Genomic DNA, 279 nt, shown 5'->3' with positions numbered 1-279 from the left:
ACGGGTGATCGGATCTTCACTAGGAGCTTTTCTCGGCAGTGTGACATGACTTCCTTCGCTACTTAAATTTCGCTCCCCATCACAGCTCATCTTACGCCAGGGCAAGCATTTGACTCGCCCTGCAACTCGCTGCTTGGACGTGCAATTCCAGCTGCACGCTCCGTTAGCCGCCTGCGTCCCTCCATCGCTCAAACAGATCCGACCAGTACAGGAATCTCCACCTGTTATCCATCGCCTACGCCTCTCGGCCTCGGCTTAGGTCCCGACTAACCCTGGGAG

General features: G+C 56.3%; 1 rRNA gene (only partly in view). It reads right to left on the bottom strand.

Annotated elements, in window-relative coordinates:
• Window positions 1-279 (bottom strand): 23S ribosomal RNA (locus tag LFYK43_RS12085) (its annotated part extends past both window edges: 501 nt to the left, 528 nt to the right); the annotation flags it as partial.

This window comes from Ligilactobacillus salitolerans (assembly GCF_003864415.1).
Taxonomy (GTDB): Bacteria; Bacillota; Bacilli; order Lactobacillales; family Lactobacillaceae; genus Ligilactobacillus; species Ligilactobacillus salitolerans.
The sequence above is the reverse complement of the archived record's forward strand: the minus strand, read 5'-3'. Positions and strand labels throughout refer to the sequence as shown.